The organism is Aureimonas sp. D3, assembly GCF_001463805.1.
GTDB lineage: Bacteria > Pseudomonadota > Alphaproteobacteria > Rhizobiales > Rhizobiaceae > Aureimonas > Aureimonas ureilytica_A.
In genome coordinates this window covers 1-460 of record NZ_BBWM01000106.1, presented here as the reverse complement: position 1 = coordinate 460, position 460 = coordinate 1, and the positions used below count along the sequence as shown (strand labels likewise).

General features: G+C 66.5%; 1 pseudogene. It reads right to left on the bottom strand.

Going from position 1 to position 460, the window contains the following annotated elements:
• Positions 1–460: pseudogene (locus AUL36_RS23005) on the bottom strand (homoserine dehydrogenase); the annotation flags it as partial.

Here is a 460-nt window from a genome sequence, read left to right as displayed (position 1 = left end):
CCGCACCGCCGACAGCGGCACTTCCAGCGAAGTCAGGTGGTAGGGGCGGAAGATCGTGTAGTTGGGGCCGGGGCCCATCTTGAGATCGCTCATGCGCTCCAGCACACGCTCGTGCCGGGGCTTCACGATGCAGAAGACGCCGGGCGCGACGCCCTTGCCGATCGAGTAATCGACCTTGCCGGTGCCCGACAGAACGCCGCCGTCCTCCTTCGTGCAGAGAACCGAGGCGAGCTCGTCGCGCGTCGCGGCCGGGCCGTGCATGCCCGGAACATCGGGCACGAGCCCGGTCGCATTGGCCACCGCCACCATCTCGATCATGGTCTTGGAGCCGTCCACAAACTCCACCAGCATGCGCGCATTCATGTTGCGCCGCGCCGCTTCCTCCTCGTAGGCATCGGGCGTCGCGTCGAACTTCAGCGGGTTGTTCTTGCCCTTGCCGGCGCACACGATGTCGAAACCC